Below are 23,498 nucleotides of genomic sequence, written 5' to 3' on the forward strand. Positions count from 1 at the left end.
AGCGTTAGAACTCGCCCATCACGTCGTCGACGAAGCGGTCGATAGTCTCGGGGTCGTTCTTCGGGACGCCGATCTGGAAGCGGTCGACATCGAGCGCTTGGTACTCCTCAATGCCAGCAGCGACCTCCGCCGGTGTCCCGATGAGTCCCCGGAACTCGTCTCGAGGCGTCGTGTCTTCGTCAGTTTCCTCGAGGAGGTCCTCATAGACCTCGTGTGCGGCGTCAGTGTCGTCGCGGATGATGGTCGGAATCGTGACCGTCGTCTCGATTTCGTCGTAATCGCGGCCGGCGTTTTCGCAGTGCTCTCGGAGGACGGAGAGCTTGTGGTCGTACTCCTCGGGCGTGACGCCCGGGAGGTTCCACCAGTCGGCGTACTCCGCGGTCAGCCGGAGGGTGAGCTGTTCGCCGCCACCACCGACCAGCACGGGGATGTCATCGGGTTTCGGGTTTAGATAGAGATCATCGACGTCGTAGTACTCTCCGTCATAACTCGCCGGTGAGTCTTCGGTCCAGACGGTTTCACAGAGCTGGATCGCGTCCCGAAGTTGCCGAATCCGCTCGTCGGCCGGCGGGAATTCCATATCCATGGCGTCGTACTCGTCTTCGTACCAGCCCGCACCGATTCCCAGCACCGCGCGTCCCTCCGAGAGTGCGTCAAGCGAACTGACGACCTTCGCGAGATAGACCGGATTCCGGTAGTGAACGCAGGTCACGAGCGCGCTCAGCGTGATTTCATCCGTCACGGCCGCGACCGCCGAGAGTCCCGAGTAGCACTCCACGAACGCCTCGTCCCGATGCCCGTGAAAGGGGAGTTGCCAGAGGTGGTCCATCAGCGAGAGCCACTCGAAACCGTCGTCCTCGAGTCGCTGTGCTCTGTCGACGAGCGCCGCTGCGGGGGAGCGGTCGTCGTGCGTCGCGAACGAACTGTGGTGGTAGCCAAACTCCATGGTTAGTCATCCACCACGAGACAGTAATACGGTCGGGAGGGGGCAAGACCGTCGCGGGCAACACAGCGTGAATTCGAACGTCGCGACGAGTACGTGCAATACACGTCTGGTGGTCCGACAGCATCAATGGTGGTCCGAGACAGCGTGACTGACACTCGAGTCGTGGCGGTCGCAGTCGTTACTCCTGAGTAGATGCGTTTGTATCCGACGCCACCGCAGCAGCGTCGCTATCGTCAGTCACCCGGTGAGGTTCCTCGAGAACCTCATCGAGAACGTCGAAGGCGAGTGCATCGAGTTCCGCAGCATAGTCGGTGCTCGCTGTGGGGCTCGTGACCGCCTCGGATCCGGACTCCATCGATTCGATCTCCTCGGCCGTCAGCACGGCTGGACGGTCGTCGAGCGCGTTCGTGCGCTCCGAAACGAGATTGGCAATCGACGGGTTGGTGGTATGAATCTCGAGGACCGCATCAACGTCGGCCGCTGCGTTTGCGTCCGTGTGCTCGGTTTCGGCCGTTTCCTCGGCGTCGGTGGAGGCTCTCGAGTCGGCCATCGCACTGTCAGCAGCGCTCGACTCAGCTGACGCCGACCCTGACTCGATTGGGTCCATTGTGAATCGGTCAGCTGACGCATCCGAATCAGTCGAATCGTCCAATCCGTCGGCTTCATCCTCGTCGTGGGCCATCGTGGACGGAGAATCATAGATGACAATTCCGTCCGTCGGATCGTCCCCGCGTAGCGGCTCATCTGCCGAGTCAGATGTCAACACCGGTGGTTCAAAGATGTAGCACAGGCCGTCGTGGGTGACGACATACTGACCCGACCGCTGATCGAACCTGACTGGTTCGCCACTGTCGATTCCAAGCGCTGTGAGCGCCGCGAGCGACTCGACGTACGCGTGCTCACCCTCGAGCGCTGACGGCGGCAGTTCAGCGGCCGTGATCATATCCTCGAACTCGGCCCGATCTGAGCGGTATGTAAGCCACTCGTTTTCATCTGGTGTCGGTTTTTGGACGCGCGAATCGCCAATCCAGGTGCCGACGGCGCCGAGCAGTCCGAGTGCCACGAAGACGAGTCCGAGCGTGGAGCGATTGTCCCCCTCAGAGGCGGGAACGGTGACCATCTCGGTGGTCTCGTCGGGTTCGTCGTACGACTCCGCATCGTCGATGTCGTACGCCGATCCAGCGTCGGTGATCGGGATCTGGTACTGGTCGCTTGCCGTCCGGTGTTCGCCGTCGATCATCCCGGTCACCTCCCGAGTTACCTCGAGTCCGCGTTTGGTCTCGCCGGGACTCGCCCCAAGTTCCGACTCGATGTCGTCGATTCGGTCATCGAGCGCTGATACGTTGAGCGTAAACGGCGCCGCGACCAGTTCGCCGGGTTCGACGCCCGTTTCGCTGGTCGCAGCAAGGGACTCTCGCTCACTCCAGTAGACTGTCTCCTCGCTGGCGTCGACTGAGCGGTAGTAGAGATCAACCTCGAGAGTTACTTCAACGTCATCTCCCGTCTCCGCGTGATAGCCACCGACGAACTCACCCTCGAGTTCCGGTGTGATCGACGTGTAGTACAGCGGTTGGTCCTCGAGGACGTCCCCAGCATCGTAGAGCGATGTTGACTCCGCGACTGTCGCCTCGTGAGAGAATCCGCCTGTAGCCGTCCAGCGGTGCTCGAGTTGTTCATCGGTTTCAGTCGCCGGAGCAGCGTAGGCGGTGTAACTCAGCCAGCCACCGAGGAGGATCACCAGCACAAAAGCGACGAGCAGGTGTCTCCGATACGCTACAAACAACTTGCGGAGACGGAGTCGTCGCTCCAGTTGTTGCTCGTCGGGTCTCCGTTTGCCGGTCGAATCGCCGTCTGTCTCGAGTCTCGAGTTCACGTTAGTACCACCTCCGAATAAGCGCCCGCAGTCGGCCGCAACCGTCGCCACCGCGCTGTCGAACAGCCTGTCGCTTCGCTCGCTGATCGCCCGTCCCCAACAGCAGTCGGCTCACGCCATAGAATCCGCCGCCGAGCAGTGAGAGAATCGTGAGCCAGGGAAGCCACGGATGAACGTCGTAGAGTGCGTCGATAACCGACACCGGGAGCACGTGCAGATAGCGATATTCAGTGACGTAGATCGGATAGTAGCCGGTCTCGTCCGGTGCCGTGACCGAGAGTGAGACAGTCTCGGTCGCCCGTGCGTCGACCGCCGTCGGGCCTGACTCAGCGCGTATCGGCTCACTGCCGGATTCGACGTAGGAGACGACGGGGACGTAGCCACCGTTGGGAATCGTATGCACGATCTCATCGGTTGTCCCCTGTTCGATGATCTGTGGCTGCTCGGATTCGAACTCCGCGCTGATGAGATCGTACGACTGAGTGCCCGCGGGAGCCACCATCGCCGCCGTCGCTGCGACGACGACCAGCAACGCAAACCCGCCGGCCAGGAGTTGCGGATCGAGTGCATCATCGCCATCGTCCGCAGCCGACGACCGTCGAGTCGTCTGCCGGCGTTCTCGAACCGTCTCGAGGGCGTACAGACCACCCGAAAGGACGAGGAGGAGATACGCCAGCCCCGTCGACCCGAGAAACGCCTGCACGCCGACTGTGGTTGCAAGCCAGGTCTGTCCACGCTCGAGCGTCTCGCCGAGCGTCATGATGGCGGTTCCGAGGTGTGGAATCGTCACGACACCATCGTTCACTTGCCACGCGCTCGCGACGATTTGGCCGTCTTGGACGGGTGGCTCGTCGCTATCCTGATCAGTAAATGGGTTCGCGTCACCGCGTGTCACGTACCCCTGCTCGGTCTCCTCGACGATTCGGTGTGTGGTCAACCCCCCGCCCTCGAGTTCCTCGGCATCGAACACGACGACATCACCCGGTTCCGGGTCGCCAGTCAGGTCACTTGGCACCGCGACGAACCCATCACCCGTTTCGATAGTCGGTTCCATGCTTCCAGTTTCGACAAACCCGAGCAACACCGGCTGTCCGAGAAGCTGTCCGACGATCAACGCCCCGAGTACGACAAGGACAGTTCCCTGTACTCCCCACGCTATCCCCCGACGAATCATTCTTTCCTAGCTAGCATATTATAATTGAATTATTTGTATATTTGGGAAGAGGATATCTACTCGTTACTGAAATTTGTATGCTGGACTGTCGGATACAGCACAGCCCGCACGATTCGAGACGGCATGTCAGCGAGGCCTCTGGCGCGTTCCGATCACCACCACTCTCCTGTTCAGCCACCGACAACAGAGCGCTCGACGCTGAATTGGATACATAGTTGGTAGCAGAAAAGTCGGGTTATGGTGTCAGCGATGATGTACAAGGCCACACATTATACAGCGATACCGGAGACAGCGACAGTGAAATTCGGCGGTGAACCGACTCGCTCGAGGTTACGAGTCACCCAGGTCCTGCAGTGCCTGATTGATCGTGTCCTCGGTCAGGTCTTGGCCAGTCAGATCGAACTCGATGTTTGCCATGTTTTCGTAGCTACTGAGCGAGAGCGATCCACTCCACGCCGAGTCAGAGTCGTATCCATCAGCATCGCCCGTCACGACAAACTCGTCGTTGACCTCGACACTGCCGACCGCGCTGCTTGGAAGCGCCACCGCGACCAGACCGAACCGGAGCGAATCGCCCGGGCTCAGACCCCTGATCCCGATGAGCGAGATATCCTCCGGATACGGAATGCCAGGCCAGATGACTCCCCAGTCGATCTCGACGCCGAGTCGGTCCGCGTTCTGTGGAACCAGTAACACGGCGAGTGCCCCATCGAGGTTCGGCGGGAACAGATCGGCGTCGATATCGCCGAACGCGAGTGGTGACACCGCGCCGTCGATCTCCTGTGTCCCCTGATTTCGGATCTGGAACACGTCGGCAATCGTCGTCACCGCGTTCGTGTTGATTCCCTCACCGACGAGGTTGTCGTTGCTCCCAGTGAGGTTGACCGCGAGCGCGTCGTTGTCCGTCGTGTCGACGTAGTCACCGTTAGGCCCGTCCCCGGGCTGAATGCCGAGGTACGCACTGGCGTCGTCGGCAACCGTCACACCGACGTCTCGCTCAGCCTCGACGCTGCTGAACGCGCCGGTTCCGAGCGCGAGACTCCCCCCACCGGCGAGCGCGCCAACACTTAGGACGAATTTGCGTCTATCCATTATCAGTCACTCCAGTTACGCGTCCGCGTTGAAGGTTACCGTATCGAGCAACTCGTCGCCGTCGCCGACATCTGCATCTCTCGTGTCGATCTCGAGCGAGACCGTCGTGGTCTCCCCAGTACCGAGCGTCACACCGTCACCGCTGAGCGAATCGCCGTCGTAGGCTTCGTTCGCCGAGTAGAACGAGACGAGGTCGGCGTTGTCGCCGTCTTTGGTGAGAGAGACTGAAACCTCCTGTGCCCCCTGGTTCGAGATTTCGAACAGGTCGTCGATCTGCGTGACCGCGTTCGGGTTCACACCCTCACCCCCACCTGCAACATCGTCATTGCTCGAGCTGAGGTCAATCGTGAGCGTCTCATCAGTGCCGTCCTCGGTAACGTAATCCGAGTTCGCCCCACCGGCACCTCGGAGTCCCAGGTACGCACTCGAGTCGTCGGCAACCTCAACGTCGATATCTCGAGTCGCAGTCACGCTCGAGAATGCGCCGGTACCGACCGCAGCCGCAGTTCCAGATGCCAATGCTCCCAGTCCGATGACGAATTTGCGTCGTTCCATGATTGGATGCTCCGTATTGTCTTTCGCGAGCGACGACACGTCGATTCGCACGTCGTCTCGTCGCTGATCCCGTCGACGGGGATCACAGTTCATCGGTGGGTTGTATGGGTTATTGTAATACAGACGTGGAGTTAATTCCAATAAGTATTGACCCAAACTCAACAGGAGACAGACCGAGTCGAGACACGAGTACACGAGCAGTTGACTCGACAGCAACTGGCAGGCGGATGGAAAATCAGAGGTACAGCCGGCATTGACTCGCGGTCAACCAGTGGATATCGACACCCAAAACCAGTATCGAACCACTTGACTGGCGTCAATCCCGGCCAGAACCAGCATGGATTGCCGGTAGTAACCGATCAATACTGTGCTCGGATCTCTCTCCTCGGACGAGTATTTTTTACTCGAAAAGTAAATACTATTTTCCACCCCGGTCGTGACCTATTTCCCGGCAGGTAAGTATTTGTATACAAACTATTTTGGTGTCGGATTGAAATGTATTCTCTATGGGGGCAACTCATGCAGAGCCAACTGGGGGCACTGATACACCCGACCCGAATCAGGAGGGTAACACACTCTCGAGCGAGACGTTGACCGAAGACGAACTCTTCGAACTACTGTCTAACCGACGACGGCGGTATATCCTCCACGAACTCATGCGAGCGGATTGTCGCCTCGATATTGGAAGTCTCTCGCAGGAAATTGCCGCCTGCGAAGACGAAGTCGACCTGCAGGAAGTTTCGAGCAGCGACCGGAAGCGAGTCTACACCGCGCTTCACCAGTCCCACCTCCCGAAGATGGACAAAGCAGGGGTCATCGACTTCGATCAGGATCGCGGGACGGTCGAACCCACGCCCGCACTCGAGAATATCGAGATTTACATGGACGTTGTCCGAGGCCGTGAGATTCCCTGGAGTGACTACTATCTGGGCTTGACAGCCATCGCCGGCCTCGTGGTCGCAGCGTCGACGCTTGACATCGGGCCGTTCGCGGCGCTGCCATCGTCCGCCTGGGGCGTCTTCCTCATCGTCACGTTTGGCGTCTCCGCGATTGCTCATCGCTACTACGCCCGTCGCAACCGACTCGGCATCGCCGGCGATCCCCCGGCATCCGACATCGAACTCGAGTACCACGAGTCGAACAGCCCCGGTCGAACCCAGTAAAATGGGACACACTGCACAGGTCGCCCGTGCCGTCGGGTTCGGATACCCGTCCGGGACGTTCGGCCGCTCGAGTACAGTCGAACTCGAACAGGGGGTCGGGTTCGACTGCGCTCGAGACGAAACGAATGCGACCACCACCCACAGAAACGTATGAAACAAACGAGACGAGCCGCACTGGCACTGTTTGCGGGATCGAGTGGACTGCTTGCCATCGATACGCTTGGCTACTCGAGTGGCCAACTCGAGCGAGAGGTCACGGTTGACGTGACCGGCGATGAAGCCGCGTATCTTGGCCTGGTCGACGACGATGCGACTGCGGACGGCATCGAGACAAACGGCGTGCTCTTCGAGGACACCGCCAATACCGGACGATATCCACCCGTCTCGTTCGCTGTCGCCAATCAGGTCACCGAACAGATCGCCGTGACACTCACACTCACAGACGACCGACTCAGGTTCGTGAGCCTGGATGCAGCGGGTGCAATCGACACCGATTACGGGTCGGAATTTACAGAATCTGCGGTATCACCCGGTGACACGCTCTCGCTTGCGGTCGACCAGAGAGTAGCGGAGCAGCAGTTAACAGATCTCGAGTCGCTCACGACCACACTGACAGTCCAAGCCGAAGGAGCAACAACGCAGATCGATGCGAAGCGGTCGTTGACAGTCATCTCAGACGTCTGTGCGGTCCTTGATCTGTGTCCCCAGCTTGGTGGGCTCGTTGTTGTTAGAAAACGAGCAGGCGAGACGGACCCGACCCTGGCTATCGAGTGGATCGACTGCGCTGACGGCCAGTCGGTGACACTTTTCCAGACCTCGACCACCCCGTTCCCGACGTTCCACGTCTCGTTCCCGGCAGTGACCGATGTCGACAGCAAGCCTAATTCCAACTCCGACGCCGCTTCGGCCCAGTCGGACAACGCGAGTCGCACACTACTCGAGGATGCCGAGGTGTACACCGCGTCCGGAGTTGACGTTACGCACAGCCCAAACGCACCCGCAGGGTCGAACGGGGAGCCACGACCCAAAAACGCTGGGTCGAAGCCAGCACACGCCTCACAGTCGGACGACACAGTCCAGCCGCCATCACACTCTCGAGCAGCGAATCGATCACGTGCGGTATCCGAGACAGACGGAGACACCAGGGCTGCAGCCACTTCGGCTGGCGCGTCACCGGGTTTCAGTATCGAACTTGAATCCGATAGTTCCTCGAGGTCGGAGTCACAGTCAGTAGAAGTGATCGAGGTGCCGGTCGACCCCGATGGCGCAGTCGGCACCCGTTGAGCAGGCCATCAACCCACTCTATTTCCGTCTGAAGTCGACCTCGAAGCAGTTGCGCGCTCGGACTGAGCCGTGTTCTTTCATACTGCCGGACAAAACGAGTCACAGATTTCCGACCGAACGGGTGGTCGAAAATCGTTACTGACTTTTGTCCGACAGTATCAGACCGAGTCGATAATCTCGTCTGCGAACTGCGAGAGCGCCGCTTCGCTATCGTCGTTGCCGAGTCCGACGATGACGTGATCGACGCCGTAGTCTGCGAGTCGGCGGAAGTAGTCTCGGAACCACTCCACGCCGGCGCGATAGCCGAGATGGAGCTGTTCCGGCTGTGCCTCGGGATCGTCGTCCAGTTCGACGCGAACCGCCATCGCGTAGGGCTTTGCGCCCGCTTTTTCGCGCCACTCGAAGAGGTAGTCCTCGAGCGTCCGCTCCGGAAGGTGATAGAAGAGCCAGCCGTCGCCGTGCTCGGCGATCCACTCGCGGGACTGGCGAGCGTTCCCCGTCGGCAGCATCGGAATCGTCTCCGTCGTCGGCTCTGGCACGACCGAGAGGTCGCCGTTTAGCGAGCCCCACTCGCCCTCGAGTGCGGGCGCATCCTCTCGCCAAAGCGTTCGAATCGCCTCGAAGCGTTCCCGAAAGGCATCGCCGCGAGTGGCTTTCTCGAGGCCGAAGGCAGGAAACTCGGGGTCCCGGTCGCCCGAGGCCACGCCGAGGACGAGTCGCCCGTCGGAGAGTTGGTCGACGGTCGCCGCCGACTTCGTGACGTGGATCGGATGCCGGAGCGTGAGGACGATGCTCGCTGTACCGAGTGCGATCTCGTCCGTGTGCGCGGCGACGTGAGAGAGCCACGGCCACGTATCGAACGTCTGGCCCGCATCGCCGAATTTCGGCCAGTAGGTCGGCACGTCTCGAGCCCACAGGCCATCGAAGCCGACCGCCTCGGCGTGTTTCGCGAGGTGGAGTTCGTCGCTGATATCGGGCGTGGAGCGATTCGTCCCCGTCAGCGGAAAGCTCGCGCCGAAGGTCATCTCCTCGGTCTCGAAGAGTAGCCGGTAGCCAGGGTTTTCGTGAGACATGGATTCGCTCGAGTTACCGCCTCGCAACGAATGTCGCTACCGGTTCGCGCCGTTTATGAGTCGTCGGACATCACTCAGATATCGACGGCGAACGGCGCGAACTCGCTGGCGCGATTCGCGAACCCGCCAAGCAGTGTCGCCACGTCCTCGAGGTCGTCGGTGTCGATCACCTCGACGGGGGTGTGCATGTACCGGTTCGGAACGGAGACGACCTGCGATGGGATCCCACCCGCTGCAGTGAAGAAGCCATCTGCATCCGTGCCCGTCCCGAGACCGAGCGCCTCGAGTTGCACATCGATCTCGCGGTCGGCGGCGACCGAACGCAATGCCTCGAAGAGCACGGGATGATTCGAACTGCCGCGGCCGAGCGCCGGTCCACCGCCGAGTTCCATCTGACTCGTCTTCTCACTCGGTGCGGAGGGATAGTCGACTGCGTGCCCGACGTCGACGACCACGACGGCATCCGGCTCGAGATCGAACCCGACCATCTTCGCACCCTCGCGGCCGACCTCCTCCTGAACGGTTGAGACGGCGTAGACGGTCGCCTCGGTATCGTTCTCGACCGCATTTCGAAAGCCCTCGGCAGCGGCCCACGTCCCGACTCGATTGTCGAGTCCGCGGGCGGCCAAGCGCGTCTCCGAGAGCCACGAAACCGTCGATGAGAACGTGATGGGGTCACCGATCTCGAGGCGCTCGCTCGCTTCAGTCTCACTTTCGGCGCCGATGTCGATCCAGAGGTCTGAGATCTCTGGGTCGTCGTCGCTCTCGTCACGAAGGTGGATCGCGGTCTGTCCGACGACCCCCTCGACGGGGCCGTCTGCGGCGTGAATCGTGACGTGTTGGCCCTGCGAGACCGACGGGTCGCTGCCGCCGATGCGGCCCGGTCGAACGAAGCCGTCGTCATCGATAGAGCGGACGATAAAGCCGATTTCATCGGCATGTCCCGTCAGGACGACCTCGGGTGCGTCGGGATCGCCCTCGTGGACGGCGATGGCGTTCCCGTACGCGTCCGTCCGCACGTCGTCCGCGAACTGGTCGACGTAGTCCAGCCAGACGCGCTGACCGCGAGTTTCGTACCCTGATGGCGAGGGCGTCTCGAGCAGTTCGACGAGGAAGTCACGTGACGAAGCGTTCATGGTCCATCCTTGCGGACAGCGTGTCGAATACGTGACGGTTCAAAACAGCAGTAGCTGACTGTCAGTGCAAAAAATCGAGTCGGTTCGGAAGCGCCGATCAGTCGTCAGCCGGCGCCGCACCGGAGCCGCTCTCTTCGGCCTGTGCTTTCGTCCAGGCGAGTTTGCCACCGGCGGCGAGGATGTCGCGTTCGCGCTCGGAGGCGTCGAGGGTTGCGGTGTACTCCTCACCGTTGACTTCGACCGTGAACTCCTCCTGCCCGGAGGTGACGGCCTCGTAGACGTCGTCGACGATTTCGATCTCGTCGCCCTGATCGATGTCGTCGTAGGTGTCTTCGTCAATCGTCAGCGGGACGATACCGAAGTTAAAGAGGTTCGCGCGGTGGATCCGAGCGAAACTCTGTGCGAGGACGCCCTCGATGCCGAGATACATCGGACACATCGCGGCGTGCTCTCGAGAGGAGCCCTGTCCGTAGTTCTCGCCAGCGACGAGGAAGCCGCCGTCGGCGTTGGCCGCGCGCTCGGCGAAGGTGTCGTCGACGCGCGAGAGGGTGAACTCGGAGAGTTTGTCGATGTTCGACCGGTACATCAGGATGTCCTGCGTCGCAGGGATGATGTGGTCGGTCGTGATGTTGTCCGTCATCTTGAGGAGCGCGTCGCCCTCGATATCGGTGCCAAGTTGGTCTTTCAGCGGTACGTCGCCGATGTTCGGCCCCTTGATGAGTTCGTCGTCGACGGCCTCCTCAGGCGTGATGAGGTCCGTCTTCGAGCCGTCGTACTCGTCAGGAAGCTCGACGCCGGGCGCCTCGAGGTCGCCGACTTCGTCTGCCAGATTTCGTGGATCGATGATTTCGCCCTTGAGCGACGCCGCGGCGGCGACCTCTGGCGAGCAGAGGTAGACGTTGTCGTCTTCGATCCCGGATCGACCCTCGAAGTTACGGTTGAAGGTTCGCAGCGAAACGGAGTCCGAAGCCGGAACGTGACCGATGCCGATACAGGCACCGCACGTCGCCTCAGAGAAGTTGACGCCAGCGGCCATCATCTCCGCGACCCAGCCCTCACGGGCGAGCATCTCGGAGGCCTGCTTGGAACCGGGCGCAACAATCGTCTCGGTCTCCATCGAAGTCTCGCGACCCTCGAGCATCTTGGCAACGGGGAGGATGTCCTCGTAGCCGCCGTTCGTACAGGAGCCGACGATGACCTGCTCGACGGATTCGCCTTCGACTTCGCTGACGGGAACGACCTTGTCCGGCATCGACGGCTGTGCAATCAGTGGCTCGAGGTCCGAGAGGTCGACGACGATCTCGTCGTCGTACTCGGCGTCGTCGTCGGGCTGGAGCTCGACGTACTCGTCGCCGCGACCGACACGCTCGAGGTAATCTTCGGTCTGGTGGTCGGTTGGGAAGATCGACGTCGTCGCGCCGAGTTCGGTTCCCATGTTGGTGATCGTCATCCGCTCAGGTGCGGTGAGCGACTCGACGCCGGGGCCGGTGTACTCGAGAATCTTGCCGACGCCGCCCTTGACGCTCAGGCGTCGCAGCAGCTCCAAGATGACGTCCTTCGCGGTGGCCCACTCGGGGAGTTCGCCCTCGAGACGGACGCTGACGATCTCTGGCATCTCAATATAGTACGGTGCGCCGCCCATGGCGACGGTGACGTCGATGCCGCCGGAGCCGATGGCGAGTTCGCCGATTCCGCCGGGGGTTGGCGTGTGACTGTCCGAGCCGAGCAGCGTCTTGCCGGGCGCGGCGAAGTTTTCGCGGTGAACGTTGTGACAGATACCGTTGCCGGGGCGAGAGAAATGTGCCCCGTAGGTACCGGCTGCAGAACGCAGGAAACGGTGGTCGTCGGTGTTTTTAAAGTCGAATTGATACGTCTGGTGGTCGCAGTACTGGGCTGCGATCTCAGTCTGGACTTCGTCCAGTCCCATCGCTTCGAACTGAAGCCAAACCATCGTCCCAGTCGTGTCCTGAGTCAGGACCTGGTCGATCTCGATCCCGATTTCCTCGCCAGTTTCGAGTTCGCCCTCGACGAGGTGGTCGTCAAGTACCTTTTCGGTGAGAGTCTGTCCCATAGCACCCAGAAATGCGCTTTCCGGCGTGATAAATCCAGCGTGTTACTATGAGGATTGACCGTGTCAAACCCGTCCGCGGCGGGATTGTCTGCGCGTTACGCGCCCCAGAGGTGGACATTCATCCAATTTTATGTCTCGAGAACAGACTCGAGTGGACAGTTGTATGATTGATGTATGATCGCTGCTGCCGTCGGAATCGAGGGAAACAACAGGCGGGACGCCTCGAGCGTGACCACAGGGACGAACGAACACGCTTTTTTAGCATCCATCCCGTCGGCTACGGACATGTTCCGTTCCGGTGCGTTCGTCGCGGACCACATCTCCCCGACGAGCGACGAGCAAGTCCAACCCAATGGGGTCGATTTGACCCTTGATATCGTCTTCGAACAACTCGAGCCAGGGCGCATCGACCGCGACGGCAAAGACATCGGTGAGCGCGTTGCCCGCCCACTCGAGGAACTCGAGAAGAAAGACCCAGATACGTACTACCTCCCGAAAGGTGCCTACGTCGCTCGCTACGGCGAGCGCATCGAGATTCCGGAGGGCCACGTCGGCTTTGTCTACCCGCGCTCGTCGCTGATGCGCAACTCGTGTATGCTGAACACCGCCGTCTGGGACGCCGGCTACGAGGGCCGCGGCGAGGGCCTCCTCCAGGTTCATCACGACATCCAGATCGAACGCGGCGCGCGAATCGCCCAGATCGTATTCGCTGAAGCGAGCCACGACGACGTCTACGACGGCAGCTATCAGGGCGAGAATCTCGAGTAAGGTGGCCGGTGACCCCAAGGGCGAGCACTCGAGTTTTTGCCCTTCGGCCCGAATGGACTGGTATGACTGGTGATCGGCCATGATGGCGACGACACACGTTTTCGCTGCCCTTGCCGTCGTCGCGCCGGTCGCCTACGCCGCCCCCGAGTTGGCAACGCCGCTCGCTGTCGGCGCGCTCCTTGGCGGACTCGCGCCCGACTTCGACTTGCCACTCGAGCATCGGCGCACCTTTCACTTCCCGATTCTCGGTCTCGCAGCCGCCGCGCTGGCCGTTGCAGTCGCCGCGATTGCACCCTCGAGTCTCACCGCCGGCGTGGCGGCGTTCGCTGTCGGAGCCTGGCTCCACGCCGCAAGCGACGCACTCGGCGGCGGACCAGAGATGGACCCGTGGAACGGTCGGACCGAGCGCGCGGTGTACGATCACGTCCACGGACGCTGGATTCGCCCCCGGCGCTGGATTCGCTACGACGGCGCGCCCGAAGACGCCGCGCTGGCGGTTGCGCTCGCGGTTCCCGCACTGGTGGTCTTCGACGGCTGGCTTACTGCGCTCGTCCTCGGTGGCGTTGCCATCTCCGTGGGCTACGCGCTGGTTCGACGCCGCGTCGTCGACTGGACCGGCGAGTGGGACTGGCTCGAGTAGCTGGACCCCTCAATCGCAGGGACACATACAGACGCGAGTCGGAACGCTGATACCATCAGTGTCCGAGACACTCGTATGGTCGATACGTTCCTCGCGCAGACAACACACCTGGTGTTTGCCGCGATCTGGGCCGGCAGCGTCTTTTACGTCGCATTTGTCGTCCTGCCACTCGCCCGTGACGGCGAGTTCAACTCGACGAAACCGCTCGAGGTTATATCTGGAAAACTAACGATGATTTCGCGCGTGAGTGCGCTCGTGTTGTTACTCTCCGGCGGCCACCTCGCTGGGACGAGATACACGACTGAACGGCTCGTCGAGACGACGAACGGCCAACTCGTTATCCTGATGGTCGTTCTCTGGCTCGTCCTCGCCGCACTCGTCGAAGTCGGAGCCAAGCGCTTCGAGTCGGGCCTCAATGGAAAGAAATTGCGCGAACCGGCGGCGAACGCGCTGGGACTGTACCGTCTGGCAGCCGTCGTCGCAATTGCACTACTCGTCGTTGCCGGAGCGATTACGACGAATCTCGCGGCAGTGGTGTAGCCGAATCGACCCGAACGACGCTCGAGGTGACTGGAATAGTACTCGTGTCGGTTCTACGTTGTTTTGGCAGCGAAAACGAGCATGAGCCATACTGTCACCGTGTCAGTCCAGCAGGTACAGGCCTCATAGGTCAACTACTCTGACGTGAGTGAGGTTCTCGAGTTACGAAGTGATCTTCCACATAGTTGTCACCCAGCCATAGAAACCGGACATTCTTGCGAAAGATACTTAATGGGTTACTGTAACGTACTCCCATGATGCTCAGGGGAAAAGACGTTGCACTCTCGTTGCTCGCAGTTGGCACGGCCGCCGCCGCGGGCTACGTACTTCGGTCCGAGCACTCACAGCCGACCGCCGCGCACTCGAAAGCAGACCTCGGCGCACGAATCATCGAGTCACACGACGTCCCCAGTGGCGCAACCGTCGTCGAGGCCTCCTCCCAGCGACTCGACGACATTCCGGGCGCACGCCGCGCGCTCAAACGTGCGATCAGAAACGACGCTCGAGAGGAGTGGGAACACGTCACCCTCGAGCGCGAGGGTGCCTGGTCGGTCGTCGATGCCGTTCGCAGTTCGCTGCCGTACTACGACGGCAGTGGGACGGAGTACAACGGCGTCTATGTTCGGTATCGTGACCAGGTCGTCGTACTCGATGCGATTGGCTGGGCGCATCTGCAGGAGCCACTGCAGTAACTGCCAGTCGCGCTCTGTCGATTTCGCTCTCGCCCTCGAGCGGACGAACCTTCTCTTTCACCCGCACACAGCCAACCGTTCTCCGCCACGGTGAATCACAACCACTACCTCCCAGCCCCGCAGAGGGGGTCGTATGCAACTGGGCGTAATCGGACTCGGACGGATGGGACAGATCGTCGTCGACCGAACTCTCGAGGCAGGCCACGACGTCGTTGCCTTCGACCTCGATGCAGAAGCCGTTGCGACTGCGGCTGATGCCGGCGCGACGGCCGCAGACTCACTCGAGGACCTCCTCGAGCGCCTCGGCGACGAAAAGCGCATCTGGCTAATGGTCCCCGCAGGCAAGGCAGTCGACGTCACACTCGAGGAACTCGAGCCGCACCTCGACAGCGACGACGTGGTCATCGACGGCGGAAACTCCTACTTCGAGGACTCCGTGCGACGAGCGGAGGCCTGCCCCGCGGCGTATCTCGACTGTGGCACGTCCGGCGGTCCGGCGAGTGCGGAGTTTGGCTTCTCGCTCATGGTCGGCGGTCCCGAGTGGGCCTACGAGGAGTGTGTCCCCGTCTTCGACGTCGTCGCGACTGGACCGGACGGCCACGAGCGTATGGGTCCCGCAGGCTCGGGCCACTACGTGAAGATGATCCACAACGGCGTCGAGTACGCCCTGATGCAGACCTACGGCGAAGGCTTCGAACTCCTCCACGAGGGCCGCTACGATCTCGACCTCGAGAACGTCGCCTCAGTCTGGAACAACGGTGCGGTAATTCGCTCGTGGCTCCTCGAACTCTGCGAGGAAGCGTTCCGTGAGGAGGGCTCGGATCTGGGCGATGTCGCAGACCGGATCGAAGGCGGCTCGACCGGCACCTGGACGGTTCAGGAAGCTCTCGAGCAAGAGGTTCCTCTGCCGCTCATCTACACGGCGTTGTCTGAGCGATTCGGCTCTCGAGCGGACGACGGACGGTTCTCGCGGCGGCTGGCGAACCGGCTGCGGTACGGCTTCGGTCGCCACGAAGTTCCACGACGCGAGTAGCCGAACTGTCTCACTGTCTCGTTTTGCTCACTGTTCTCCCTCGAGTACGTGTCACCACTGGGTGAGAGACACCACTGTTGCAAGTGAAGCAGCAAGGAGAGGGGGAGGGGGTCAGGACTGAGAGCGTTGAGGAATTCATCGAGGAACTGCGGAAGTAGATGAACGGGTCGGCAAACGGCCTGTAGACAGAGATTGTGTGTTTGGCCCCTTCGAGAGATTTGTCAGCGCTTTAGATGAAATTCTGCACTGTTATTCACTAGTCCGTTCTCACAAACAGGTTCACATGAAAGAGTGGTGTGTCTGAGTTCACTTGTATCAGATGAAAACATGGTTTTAAATAGTATATCTCTCTTGGTAGAGATATGCCGCGGTTCGAGCGGAAGCAGAATATCTTCCGAAACAAGGATGCGCTGGGGGAGTCGTACCAACCGGAACGGATCGAAGAACGGGACGAAGAGATCGAGGCGTACATGGACGCGCTTCAACCGATCATCGACGGCTGGGAGCCGAACAACGTCTTTCTCTACGGCAACACCGGTGTCGGAAAGACCGCCGTCACCGACTACCTGCTTGATGTGCTCCAGGAAGACGCCACCGAGTACGACGACATCGATCTCTCCGTCCTTAGCGTCAACTGCAAAACCCTGAACTCCTCCTATCAGGTCGCAATCGAACTCGTCAACACGCTTCGCCCCGACGGCGCAGAGATCAGCACGACCGGCTACCCCCAACAGACTGTTTTCAAAAAACTCTACAGCGAACTCGAGGCCCTGGGCGGAACGGTTGTCATCGTCCTCGACGAAATCGACTCAATCGGTGACCGTGACGCACTCCTGTACGAACTCCCCCGCGCTCGCTCGAACGGCTACCTCGAGTCGGCAAAAGTCGGGCTCATCGGAATCAGTAACGACTTCAAATTCCGCGAACAACTCGATCCGCGGGTCCAAGATACGCTCTGTGAACGCGAACTGCAGTTTCCACCGTACGAAGCCTCCGAACTCACGAACATCCTCGAGTCGCGGGCAACCGTCGCAATCGCTGACGGCAGTTACGACAGCGGCGTCCTGAATCTCTGTGCAGCACTCGCCGCTCGAGACAGCGGGAGTGCGCGACAGGCCCTCGACTTGCTGCGGCTCGCCGGCGAGGTCGCAGAGAACAACGACGAGGAGGTCATCGCGGAGACACACGTCGATCAGGCGCGCTCGAAACTCGAGCAAGAACGCGTCGAAGAGGGCATGCGCGAGTTGACGACGCACGGGCGACTCGCCTTGCTCGCCGTCGTCTCGAAAGCCGCCAAAGAGTCGACACCCTGCCGAACACGGGAACTGTATCAGGAGTACGAGACGCTCTGTAAATCCTCGGGAACGGACTCGCTCGCCCAGCGGTCGGTTCATAATCACCTCTCGGATCTCCGGATGCTCGGCATCCTCTCGGCGAAAGAGAATCGCAGCGGCTCTCGCGGGAACTACTACAGCTACGAACTCGACGTGCCGTTCTCGAGTGCGGTCGACGCGATGGCCGACGTGCTCTATCTCGACGACGAAATCGAGACGATCCGAGAAATCGCCCGGATGAACGGCGTGGCTTGATACTGCCGGACAGTGGTAGAGTTTCGACCAAACGGGGGTCGAAACTCTGTACTGACTGTTGTCCAGTAGTATGAGAACGCGAGTACTCTCACTCGAGACATCTCACAGTCCGTCACGTATCACCACACCACTATTTCGAGTGAACAGACAAGCGTTACCACCACGCTCGCAGCCATATTCACTTGCAAGAGTGGTGTGGGACAGGTATCGAGCAGGCACCTGTGATCGTCAGAACCACACAAAGCTCCACCGACGACGACCAGGTGCATTCACGTGCAATGGTGGTGTGGGAACTTCACATGCAGAGGTGGTGTCCCGTGAACAGTTCACATGAAACGGTGGTGTGGTCTGGACGAATTCGGTGTTTTGTCTCACAACGCATCCGACTCGAGGCAGACTCACCAAACGAAATCGAACACAGTCCTAGAGCGGGTCTCGCAACGCCCACACGTCCGCAGTCGGCTCGAGTCGGTGTGGCTCCGCCCCGCGCTCGGTCAGGATTCCCGTATGGTACAACATTGCCTTCAACTGGAAGACGGTCGGTGAGTGATAGACCGATCCGTCCTCGAGCGCTTCACGTCGAAGCTCTCCGTTCTCAGTAAGGACTCGACGGCGAGCATCGTCGGTCCCGCGGATGAACAACTCGACCGCCAGCGTCGGTTGGACTGTATGGAGGTGCACCACGAGATCAACGAGCGACGGCTCGGGCTGCCAGTCGTCGTGCATCGTCTGGAGTTCCGTGACGAGCCACTCCGTCGCCGGGTATGCGAAGACGACCCGACGAGCGAGCTGTCCCCACGCGGGCGCGAGATCGATGAACCGCTTTCGGGAGCGATACCAGTCTTCGAACGCCTCGAGGGCGGCCTCGACAGACCCGTAGCGGCTCTTTCCAAAGCGGACCACCTCCGCGCCGAGGGAGGTGAGTTCGACGCGCGGGCCGTCCTCAATCAAGCCAAGAAACGCCGCTCCCTGTCGGGCGTCGTCGACCGCGCCGACGACCTTGTACGCCGACAGGAGTTCGGCGGTGTCGCCATCCGCGTAGTGTGCCAGCGGATAGCCCAGATAGTTCTTCGGATGGTTCAGTCCGAAGGATTTGTCCGCAACACCCTGTGCACCGGCCTGAAACCGCAGCGCCGTCGCCTCGCTCGAAGTACGGTTCCCAACAACGCGGGCCGGCTCGAGAACGGCAACCTCCCCATCCAAATCGACACCCAGAACGCCGACGTTGAGTTCGCGTGCGAGCGTTCGGTCGGTTTCGGAGATTGCTTCCGACGGGGCGGCAACGTAGGCTGCGTTGGCTTCGTGAAGTCGGTCATAGGCTTGAACAATCCCCCGTTCCGTATCAACGCCAGCGCTCGTCACCCCTTTCGCCTCGATGGCGACCAGCGGTGACTCGTCCCCGACGCGTTCGACCGCGAGTAATTCGGACTCGAGTGGTGAGACGCCGACGAGGTCGGGAAAGCCACCGCCGATCTCGACGTGGTTAAACGGCGCGAGGCAATCCCGAACAGCAGGCTCAATTGGCTGGCCGGGACGCCATTCGTCCTGTGAGAACTGCGTATCGGCGACGACGTACGACGACGGCTCGCTGTCGTCCGGAAAGAGCCGTCGCTTGGTGTGAGCCAACACCTGTGGTTCCGACAGCGGCCGGGCCGCGCTGCTCATGGAACTGGAATGGCCGAGCTCGGCCAATAATGTTCCGGCACGCAAGAGAGTCAGCCTGCTCGAGACCAAACGTTTGTATCTCGACCACGTACGACACCTATGAGCGACACCGATACGGTACTCGTCTTCGACGACGACTGTGGCTTCTGTACGTGGTGGGCCGAGTACGTCGATGCCCGCTCGTCGATCCAACTCGTCGGCTTCTCCGAACTCTCTCCCGAGTTGCGCGAGCGCCTGCCGGAACACTACGAGGCCTGTTCGCATCTCGTGACCGACGACGAGGTCTACTCCTGTGGCCGCTCTATCGAGGAGGCTATCGCTCGTGTCGATGACCACGGGCCGATCCGCAACTCGGTCGACTTCTTCCGAAACTTCGAAGACTACGAACGACTGCGTGAAACCGGCTACCGCTGGGTTGCAGACAACCGAGACAAGTGGGGCCAGGTCATGTCGAAGACCCCGCCCGTGCGCCGAGAGTCCGAATCCGAATCAGATCGGTGAATCCCCTGCCAGCCCGCTCGAGTCAGCCCCGACGACCGACACACAGTGTTGCAGATACTACCGGAGCCGAACGGCAGTCCCGTAGGCCATCACTTCGGAGCCCCCATCGGTGATCTGTGAGGTCTCGAGGCGGACGTTGACGACGGCGTCTGCGCCCAGTCGCTCGGCGTCTTCTTCCATGCGCATCACAGCTTCGTCGCGGGCTTTCGAGAGCAGATCGGAGTAGGCCGTGAGTTCGCCGCCGAAGACGTTTCGAATGCCCTGCGTGATGTCCTTCCCGACGTTTTTGGCTTCGACGGTGTTGCCGCGGGCGATACCAAGCACCTCGACGATTTCGCCGTCCGGGACAGTTTCGGTGTTTGCGATGTACATGGCAAATACAGCACGCGCTGCCCGCATAGGCGTTCCGCGCAGTTTCTGGGTGAGAAATCAGTGCTCGAGGATGCCGGTCCAACGAGCCGCTCGAGAGTACAGACCCAGTTTCCTCGATCAACCCCTCACTACGGTCCGCTGTACTCCTCGAGCCACGACTGGACCGTTCCCTGTAACGCGCCGGTTGTGCTCCCGATATTGAGCATCCCGTAGCCCGCCTCGGCCTTCTCGTTGACATCGTCCATTCCGAAGCCGAGTCCGCCAAGTGGCACGTCGGCCTCGAGCGCCCGCTCGCGGATCGTCTCGACGTGTGACTCGACGGCCTCGTGTGTCGGCTCGCCGGGATTGCCCGTCGAGACGGCGAGATCCAGCGGGCCAGCGAAGACGAAGCCAAGGTCGGGAACCGCGAGAATCTCCTCGAGATTCGAGACGGCCGTCGGATTCTCTATCGTCACCCCGAGGACGATTTCCTCATCCTCGCTCGCGGCGTATTCCTCAGCCAGTCCCCAGCGACTCGCGCGCGGACTGGCAAAGCCGCGGGTCCCCGGTTCGCCGTCGTAGGTGAATCGCGATGCCTGAACGGCCTGCCGAACCTCCGCAGCCGACTCGATACGCGAGACGAACAGGTTCCGCGCCCCCGCGTCCAGCGCCTTCCGAACCATCCCGGGATCGGGTTCGGGCAGTCGAACGAGCAGTTCCGTTCCGGAAACGTCTGCAGCCCGCAGCAACGCCTCGAGTCGCTCGCCATCGAACGGGCTCGGACCGGCGTGCTCTAAGTCGATCCAGACGAAGTCCAGCCCGAGTTCGCCGTAGAACTCGACGAGCATCGGCGAGTACGTGTTCTCGAGGATCCCGAGTGCAACGTCGTCTGACTCAAGAGTGTGCCGGAGATCGTTTTCCCGCGGTGAGTGTGTCGGCATAGACGACGGGCATCGCGACTGGTGATAAATCTTCCAGCGGCGTATGCACCGTCTCTGTGAACGCGAGTCCGTCTTGTTCTGGGCAGGGGGCTGTTTCTGAACGGTGTCCCGAGCGCATATGTTTTTGTGCCATCATGTGATGGAGACACGTATGAACAGCAAGCGTCTCGGCGTCATTGCGGCACTCATCGGGAGTCTCGGGTTCGGGCTGCAACACGGGCCATCGCTGCTCCTCGAGAACGCGGCACAAGACGGATTTGATGGGATGCTTCCATCGGTCGGAACAACCGGCCAGAGCCTCGTCGTCTACAACGGCGTTGTCGGGATCGTCGCCCCGCTCGTTACCGTCGGCGTGGCAGTCGGGAGTGGCTATTTCGCCGGCAACCGACTCGAGATCCCACGAGTGTACCGGGCGTTCGTCGGAGCCGTCGCTGTCGGCAGTTCGGTCGGTGTGTTGCTCATCAGTTCGGCGCTGCTCATCAGGCCGGTACTGACCAGCAATAGTGGCGTCGAAATCGTCGTTGCACTCGTCCCGCTCGCATCGGTGGTCGTCTCCATTTCTCTCCTCGTGACAATCGGGGCGCTCGCTGGCGCAGCGATTGCGCACTTCCAGCAGACAACGCCCGATGGCGACGATCCGGCGGTAACAGGCAGTCATTCGCCGTCAGCGACCAGTACGAACGCAGACTCGAGTGACTCGAGCGGCCAGACCGACTCACTCCACTAGAACCGAAACGCCGCCGCGTCGGGACCAAACGATCCGCAGGGTCACGGCGACAGAGACTCGAGAATGAGTCCCTCCTCGCCGACGGCAACCGCTCGGTCGCTTCCGAGTGAAATCGCGTGCAGCGAACGCGAGGTCTCGAGCTCGACACGCTCCCAGTCGCTTGCGTCCCCGCTACGCTCGTAGACGTCTCCAGCAGCGGAACAGACGAGTGTTCGTCCCCCATCGCTGCGGCGAACGAGTCCCGAGATACCCGCCTCACCAACGCGCTCTGGAGTCCACGTCTCCGGGCCGTCGTAGCGGTGGACGACGCCATCGTCGGCCCCAATGAGACAATCGCCCTGTCCTGCCGTCGCGATGGCCGCGAGCGTTCCGTCGGCTCCCTCGAGCCCGATACGGTCGAATGACCGGCCGCCGTCGAGAGTCTCAAAGACGCCGTCGTTGGTGTCACAGCAGTAGCCGACCAGGTCGTCTCCAGACTCGACGACTGCCACAGCCGCCAGACTCGAGCCGCTGCCCGGTGTCACGGGGTCGTCCCACTCGAGTGCGCCGTTGTCATACTGACCGCGAAGCACCTCGCCGGAGCCGTTGATCAGCAGAACGGTTTCCGCACCCGCTGGGCCGCCGACGGCGATGTCGGCGAGATTGTCGGTCTGACCTGCGAGGGCCGTGTAATCCGTGTGACGGGCGCTCCCAGTCTCGAGGCGGCCGAGCGCGCCGTTGTCGCCGGCGACCCAGACGGCGTCGCCATCGCTCGTCGCGTCGACGCCGTGAAGCGTGTTGGCCTGTGCGGCTGGGCCATCCTCGAGAACAGTGGTCCACCCGTCGCCGGTATCCGCGAGGACGAGGCCGTCAGTACCGACCGCGTAGCTGGCCTGCGCTCCGGCGACGACACCGTCGAGCAGTGTCGACTCAGCAGTCCCATCCGGCACGTCGACGGCGTGCCAGCCGCTGCGCTCGTCGTCCGTGTCGTCGTTTTGCAGACCAGTATCGTTGCCGTCGTGCTCGCGATCCCCCTGGGTTGGTTGCGGCTGTGCTCGAGTTTCCCCGTCGCCGTGATCTGCAGCCCTGTCGCTCTGATTGGCAGGCGTCTCACCGCCTGTGCTCACAGCGTGTCCAGCGGCGGTCTTGCGGGCGCTCTGATCGGCAGACTCCTCCGCTCGAGTGGCTGCGGGGTCGACGTCGGCTTCGTCTGTGGGTCCCGCTTCGGAGTCGGTTTCAGCCTCGGCTTCGGATTCGACTGCTGGCTCGAGTTCCGATGGGGACTCGGCTTCGGGCGCGGGCGTGGATCCTGGGTCTGGCTGAGACGCCGATTCGCTTTCGACGTCGCTTCTCGACGGGGCGGTATCACCGTCTTTCGGGCCGACATCGATAGCATCTGCGTCAGTGGGTGCGACAGCAGGGTCCTGTGTCGCCGACTCGGACGGTGCTGATGAGACGGCGTCGCGCTCGTGACGGCGCAATTTCCGCCAGTAGAGTACTATCGGCGGGAGGACGTACGTCGCGAGCGCGAGAAGGGCAAACCAGTTGTTGACGAACGTCAACATCCCGAACGCGGTCAATCCGACCGTCGAGACGGTGTGGATCCACGTCTTCGTATACTGGCGGAAAAACGGCACGAAGCCGCTGTCGTCCGGGTCGGTGTTCGTAGCCATAGCCACCTCTCGAGTGTGCGGGAATCGGCTGT

At 61.4% G+C, this 23,498-nt stretch carries 23 protein-coding genes; 10 read left to right on the forward strand and 13 right to left on the reverse strand.

The window, feature by feature from the left end:
- Nucleotides 1-4 precede the first annotated feature (4 nt).
- The 5 genes from B2G88_RS11745 to B2G88_RS11765 all read right to left on the reverse strand — a co-directional run bounded on the left by B2G88_RS11745 (nucleotide 5) and on the right by B2G88_RS11765 (nucleotide 5,733).
- The gene (locus tag B2G88_RS11745; protein WP_087714843.1) at nucleotides 5-946 is read right to left on the reverse strand and encodes a TIGR03560 family F420-dependent LLM class oxidoreductase; all 942 of its coding nucleotides are present in this window, start codon (nucleotides 944-946) and stop codon (nucleotides 5-7) included.
- Nucleotides 947-1,124: 178 nt separating this feature from the next.
- A complete protein-coding gene (locus B2G88_RS11750; protein ID WP_054862659.1) occupies nucleotides 1,125-2,819 on the reverse strand; it encodes a DUF5305 domain-containing protein in 1,695 nt (564 codons plus the stop codon).
- 1 nt (nucleotide 2,820) lies between these two features.
- Complete coding sequence (locus B2G88_RS11755; protein ID WP_087714844.1) at nucleotides 2,821-3,993, reverse strand: signal peptidase I; 1,173 nt, start codon at nucleotides 3,991-3,993, stop codon at nucleotides 2,821-2,823.
- A gap of 330 nt (nucleotides 3,994-4,323) precedes the next feature.
- Entirely contained in the window at nucleotides 4,324-5,085 is a 762-nt protein-coding gene (locus B2G88_RS11760) for a hypothetical protein (RefSeq protein WP_245835362.1), read from the reverse strand.
- A gap of 15 nt (nucleotides 5,086-5,100) precedes the next feature.
- Nucleotides 5,101-5,733 carry a DUF1102 domain-containing protein gene (locus B2G88_RS11765; RefSeq protein WP_245835364.1) on the reverse strand — a complete coding sequence of 211 codons (633 nt, stop codon included), beginning with the start codon at nucleotides 5,731-5,733 and terminating at the stop codon, nucleotides 5,101-5,103.
- A 413-nt stretch (nucleotides 5,734-6,146) separates the two neighbouring features.
- Between B2G88_RS11765 and B2G88_RS11770 the strand changes: the two genes are divergently transcribed.
- Together B2G88_RS11770 and B2G88_RS11775 are read left to right on the forward strand one after the other, a co-directional pair.
- Nucleotides 6,147-6,803 (forward strand): DUF7344 domain-containing protein, encoded by a 657-nt coding sequence (locus B2G88_RS11770; RefSeq protein WP_054862658.1) that lies wholly within the window; start codon nucleotides 6,147-6,149, stop codon nucleotides 6,801-6,803.
- Between the two features lie 150 nt (nucleotides 6,804-6,953).
- Nucleotides 6,954-8,087, forward strand: coding sequence for a hypothetical protein (locus tag B2G88_RS11775; RefSeq protein WP_087714845.1), 1,134 nt, complete (start codon nucleotides 6,954-6,956; stop codon nucleotides 8,085-8,087).
- 158 nt (nucleotides 8,088-8,245) lie between these two features.
- Here B2G88_RS11775 and B2G88_RS11780 read toward each other — a convergent pair whose 3' ends face one another.
- The 4 genes from B2G88_RS11780 to B2G88_RS19595 form a co-directional block, all read right to left on the reverse strand.
- Nucleotides 8,246-9,160 (reverse strand): TIGR03571 family LLM class oxidoreductase, encoded by a 915-nt coding sequence (locus tag B2G88_RS11780; RefSeq protein ID WP_054862656.1) that lies wholly within the window; start codon nucleotides 9,158-9,160, stop codon nucleotides 8,246-8,248.
- 74 nt (nucleotides 9,161-9,234) lie between these two features.
- Nucleotides 9,235-10,296 (reverse strand): M20/M25/M40 family metallo-hydrolase, encoded by a 1,062-nt coding sequence (locus B2G88_RS11785; RefSeq protein WP_054862655.1) that lies wholly within the window; start codon nucleotides 10,294-10,296, stop codon nucleotides 9,235-9,237.
- Nucleotides 10,297-10,393: 97 nt separating this feature from the next.
- Nucleotides 10,394-12,367 (reverse strand): aconitate hydratase, encoded by a 1,974-nt coding sequence (locus B2G88_RS11790; protein ID WP_087714846.1) that lies wholly within the window; start codon nucleotides 12,365-12,367, stop codon nucleotides 10,394-10,396.
- 128 nt (nucleotides 12,368-12,495) lie between these two features.
- The gene (locus B2G88_RS19595; RefSeq protein ID WP_176393225.1) at nucleotides 12,496-12,654 is read right to left on the reverse strand and encodes a hypothetical protein; all 159 of its coding nucleotides are present in this window, start codon (nucleotides 12,652-12,654) and stop codon (nucleotides 12,496-12,498) included.
- Between B2G88_RS19595 and B2G88_RS11795 the strand changes: the two genes are divergently transcribed.
- From B2G88_RS11795 to B2G88_RS11820, 6 genes are all read left to right on the forward strand, one after another.
- A complete protein-coding gene (locus B2G88_RS11795) occupies nucleotides 12,653-13,135 on the forward strand; it encodes a deoxyuridine 5'-triphosphate nucleotidohydrolase (RefSeq protein WP_087714968.1) in 483 nt (160 codons plus the stop codon). The genes B2G88_RS19595 and B2G88_RS11795 overlap by 2 nt on opposite strands.
- Before the next feature lie 79 nt (nucleotides 13,136-13,214).
- On the forward strand, nucleotides 13,215-13,775 hold the full coding sequence (locus tag B2G88_RS11800) for a hypothetical protein (RefSeq protein WP_087714847.1): 561 nt from the start codon (nucleotides 13,215-13,217) through the stop codon (nucleotides 13,773-13,775).
- Nucleotides 13,776-13,850: 75 nt separating this feature from the next.
- Nucleotides 13,851-14,315 carry a hypothetical protein gene (locus B2G88_RS11805; protein WP_054862654.1) on the forward strand — a complete coding sequence of 155 codons (465 nt, stop codon included), beginning with the start codon at nucleotides 13,851-13,853 and terminating at the stop codon, nucleotides 14,313-14,315.
- A gap of 254 nt (nucleotides 14,316-14,569) precedes the next feature.
- Entirely contained in the window at nucleotides 14,570-15,007 is a 438-nt protein-coding gene (locus B2G88_RS11810; RefSeq protein ID WP_054862653.1) for a hypothetical protein, read from the forward strand.
- Nucleotides 15,008-15,140: 133 nt separating this feature from the next.
- On the forward strand, nucleotides 15,141-16,040 hold the full coding sequence (gnd, locus tag B2G88_RS11815; RefSeq protein ID WP_087714848.1) for a phosphogluconate dehydrogenase (NAD(+)-dependent, decarboxylating): 900 nt from the start codon (nucleotides 15,141-15,143) through the stop codon (nucleotides 16,038-16,040).
- 362 nt (nucleotides 16,041-16,402) lie between these two features.
- On the forward strand, nucleotides 16,403-17,629 hold the full coding sequence (locus tag B2G88_RS11820) for an orc1/cdc6 family replication initiation protein (protein WP_087714849.1): 1,227 nt from the start codon (nucleotides 16,403-16,405) through the stop codon (nucleotides 17,627-17,629).
- Between the two features lie 423 nt (nucleotides 17,630-18,052).
- Here the strand turns inward: B2G88_RS11820 and B2G88_RS11825 are convergent, their stop codons facing one another.
- Nucleotides 18,053-19,294: a hypothetical protein gene (locus B2G88_RS11825; protein ID WP_087714850.1), complete on the reverse strand. Its 1,242-nt coding sequence runs from the start codon at nucleotides 19,292-19,294 to the stop codon at nucleotides 18,053-18,055.
- Between the two features lie 99 nt (nucleotides 19,295-19,393).
- Between B2G88_RS11825 and B2G88_RS11830 the strand changes: the two genes are divergently transcribed.
- The gene (locus B2G88_RS11830; RefSeq protein ID WP_054862652.1) at nucleotides 19,394-19,795 is read left to right on the forward strand and encodes a DCC1-like thiol-disulfide oxidoreductase family protein; all 402 of its coding nucleotides are present in this window, start codon (nucleotides 19,394-19,396) and stop codon (nucleotides 19,793-19,795) included.
- 57 nt (nucleotides 19,796-19,852) lie between these two features.
- Here the strand turns inward: B2G88_RS11830 and B2G88_RS11835 are convergent, their stop codons facing one another.
- Entirely contained in the window at nucleotides 19,853-20,167 is a 315-nt protein-coding gene (locus B2G88_RS11835; RefSeq protein ID WP_054862651.1) for a YbjQ family protein, read from the reverse strand.
- Nucleotides 20,168-20,295: 128 nt separating this feature from the next.
- Nucleotides 20,296-21,087, reverse strand: a complete 792-nt coding sequence (locus B2G88_RS11840; RefSeq protein WP_087714851.1) for an HpcH/HpaI aldolase family protein — start codon at nucleotides 21,085-21,087, stop codon at nucleotides 20,296-20,298.
- Between the two features lie 151 nt (nucleotides 21,088-21,238).
- Between B2G88_RS11840 and B2G88_RS11845 the strand changes: the two genes are divergently transcribed.
- Entirely contained in the window at nucleotides 21,239-21,814 is a 576-nt protein-coding gene (locus B2G88_RS11845) for a hypothetical protein (RefSeq protein ID WP_140408845.1), read from the forward strand.
- 41 nt (nucleotides 21,815-21,855) lie between these two features.
- Here B2G88_RS11845 and B2G88_RS11850 read toward each other — a convergent pair whose 3' ends face one another.
- Entirely contained in the window at nucleotides 21,856-23,466 is a 1,611-nt protein-coding gene (locus B2G88_RS11850) for a hypothetical protein (protein ID WP_087714853.1), read from the reverse strand.
- Nucleotides 23,467-23,498 lie beyond the last annotated feature (32 nt).

Origin of the sequence: Natronolimnobius baerhuensis (assembly GCF_002177135.1) — an archaeon.
GTDB classification, from domain to species: Archaea; Halobacteriota; Halobacteria; order Halobacteriales; family Natrialbaceae; genus Natronolimnobius; species Natronolimnobius baerhuensis.